Source organism: Pantoea sp. Tr-811, assembly GCF_011752535.1.
Taxonomy (GTDB): Bacteria; Pseudomonadota; Gammaproteobacteria; order Pseudomonadales; family Pseudomonadaceae; genus Aquipseudomonas.
In genome coordinates, this window is the sequence record NZ_VWXJ01000047.1 from 1 (window position 1) to 3,226 (window position 3,226).

The 3,226-nt window shown below is 51.6% G+C and carries 2 rRNA genes; both read left to right on the top strand.

The window, feature by feature from the left end:
* The first annotated feature begins 58 nt into the window (after positions 1–58).
* Positions 59–2,950, top strand: a 23S ribosomal RNA gene (locus tag F3J44_RS29300).
* 135 nt (positions 2,951–3,085) lie between these two features.
* Positions 3,086–3,201, top strand: a 5S ribosomal RNA gene (rrf, locus tag F3J44_RS29305).
* The last annotated feature ends 25 nt before the right edge of the window (positions 3,202–3,226 follow it).

Genomic DNA, 3,226 nt, shown 5'->3' on the forward strand with positions numbered 1-3,226 from the left:
ATGCGAATTTTCGGCGAATGTCGTCTTCACAGTATAACCAGATTGCTTGGGGTTATATGGTCAAGTGAAGAAGCGCATACGGTGGATGCCTTGGCAGTCAGAGGCGATGAAAGACGTGGTAGCCTGCGATAAGCTTTGGGGAGTCGGCAAACAGACTGTGATCCAGAGATCTCTGAATGGGGGAACCCACTCAGCATAAGCTGAGTATCTTGTACTGAATACATAGGTGCAAGAGGCGAACCAGGGGAACTGAAACATCTAAGTACCCTGAGGAAAAGAAATCAACCGAGATTCCCTTAGTAGTGGCGAGCGAACGGGGACCAGCCCTTAAGTTGGTTTGAGATTAGTGGAACGCTCTGGAAAGTGCGGCCATAGTGGGTGATAGCCCCGTACACGAAAATCTCTTGTCAATGAAATCGAGTAGGACGGAGCACGAGAAACTTTGTCTGAACATGGGGGGACCATCCTCCAAGGCTAAATACTACTGACTGACCGATAGTGAACCAGTACCGTGAGGGAAAGGCGAAAAGAACCCCGGAGAGGGGAGTGAAATAGAACCTGAAACCGTATGCGTACAAGCAGTGGGAGCCTACTTTGTTAGGTGACTGCGTACCTTTTGTATAATGGGTCAGCGACTTATATTCAGTGGCGAGCTTAACCGAATAGGGGAGGCGTAGCGAAAGCGAGTCTTAATAGGGCGTTTAGTCGCTGGGTATAGACCCGAAACCGGGCGATCTATCCATGGGCAGGTTGAAGGTTAGGTAACACTGACTGGAGGACCGAACCGACTACCGTTGAAAAGTTAGCGGATGACCTGTGGATCGGAGTGAAAGGCTAATCAAGCTCGGAGATAGCTGGTTCTCCTCGAAAGCTATTTAGGTAGCGCCTCATGTATCACTGTAGGGGGTAGAGCACTGTTTCGGCTAGGGGGTCATCCCGACTTACCAAACCGATGCAAACTCCGAATACCTACAAGTGCCGAGCATGGGAGACACACGGCGGGTGCTAACGTCCGTCGTGAAAAGGGAAACAACCCAGACCGTCAGCTAAGGTCCCAAAGTCATGGTTAAGTGGGAAACGATGTGGGAAGGCTTAGACAGCTAGGAGGTTGGCTTAGAAGCAGCCACCCTTTAAAGAAAGCGTAATAGCTCACTAGTCGAGTCGGCCTGCGCGGAAGATGTAACGGGGCTCAAACCATGCACCGAAGCTACGGGTGTCATCTTTGATGACGCGGTAGAGGAGCGTTCTGTAAGCCTGTGAAGGTGAGTTGAGAAGCTTGCTGGAGGTATCAGAAGTGCGAATGCTGACATGAGTAACGACAATGCGAGTGAAAAACTCGCACGCCGAAAGACCAAGGTTTCCTGCGCAACGTTAATCGACGCAGGGTTAGTCGGTCCCTAAGGCGAGGCTGAAAAGCGTAGTCGATGGAAAACAGGTTAATATTCCTGTACTTCCAGTTATTGCGATGGAGGGACGGAGAAGGCTAGGCCAGCTTGGCGTTGGTTGTCCAAGTTTAAGGTGGTAGGCTGAGATCTTAGGCAAATCCGGGATCTCAAGGCCGAGAGCTGATGACGAGTGCTCATTAGAGCGCGAAGTGGTTGATGCCATGCTTCCAAGAAAAGCTCCTAAGCTTCAGATAACTGGGAACCGTACCCCAAACCGACACAGGTGGTTAGGTAGAGAATACCAAGGCGCTTGAGAGAACTCGGGTGAAGGAACTAGGCAAAATGGCACCGTAACTTCGGGAGAAGGTGCGCCGGCGAGGGTGAAGGACTTGCTCCGTAAGCCCATGCCGGTCGAAGATACCAGGCCGCTGCGACTGTTTATTAAAAACACAGCACTCTGCAAACACGAAAGTGGACGTATAGGGTGTGACGCCTGCCCGGTGCCGGAAGGTTAATTGATGGGGTTAGCGCAAGCGAAGCTCTTGATCGAAGCCCCGGTAAACGGCGGCCGTAACTATAACGGTCCTAAGGTAGCGAAATTCCTTGTCGGGTAAGTTCCGACCTGCACGAATGGCGTAACGATGGCGGCGCTGTCTCCACCCGAGACTCAGTGAAATTGAAATCGCTGTGAAGATGCAGTGTATCCGCGGCTAGACGGAAAGACCCCGTGAACCTTTACTATAGCTTTGCACTGGACTTTGAATTTGCTTGTGTAGGATAGGTGGGAGGCTTTGAAGTGGGGACGCCAGTTCTCATGGAGCCATCCTTGAAATACCACCCTGGCAACTTTGAGGTTCTAACTCAGGTCCGTTATCCGGATCGAGGACAGTGTATGGTGGGTAGTTTGACTGGGGCGGTCTCCTCCCAAAGAGTAACGGAGGAGTACGAAGGTGCGCTCAGACCGGTCGGAAATCGGTCGTAGAGTATAAAGGCAAAAGCGCGCTTGACTGCGAGACAAACACGTCGAGCAGGTACGAAAGTAGGTCTTAGTGATCCGGTGGTTCTGTATGGAAGGGCCATCGCTCAACGGATAAAAGGTACTCCGGGGATAACAGGCTGATACCGCCCAAGAGTTCATATCGACGGCGGTGTTTGGCACCTCGATGTCGGCTCATCACATCCTGGGGCTGAAGCCGGTCCCAAGGGTATGGCTGTTCGCCATTTAAAGTGGTACGCGAGCTGGGTTTAGAACGTCGTGAGACAGTTCGGTCCCTATCTGCCGTGGACGTTTGAGATTTGAGAGGGGCTGCTCCTAGTACGAGAGGACCGGAGTGGACGAACCTCTGGTGTTCCGGTTGTCACGCCAGTGGCATTGCCGGGTAGCTATGTTCGGAAGAGATAACCGCTGAAAGCATCTAAGCGGGAAACTTGCCTCAAGATGAGATCTCACTGGGATCTTGAATCCCCTAAAGGGCCGTCGAAGACTACGACGTTGATAGGTTGGGTGTGTAAGCGCTGTGAGGCGTTGAGCTAACCAATACTAATTGCCCGTGAGGCTTGACCATATAACACCCAAGCAATTTGCGCACGAAAGCCAAATTGTGGTGGTGAAGACGAAAGAACCGAAAGTTCGCAACATCACAAATCGCATATCCGAATTCGCTAAGCGTGTCCAACAGGACATTCTGGCAACAGAATTTCTTGACGACCATAGAGCATTGGAACCACCTGATCCCATCCCGAACTCAGTAGTGAAACGATGCATCGCCGATGGTAGTGTGGGGTTTCCCCATGTGAGAGTAGGTCATCGTCAAGATTCATTTCGCAAAACCCCTATCTGC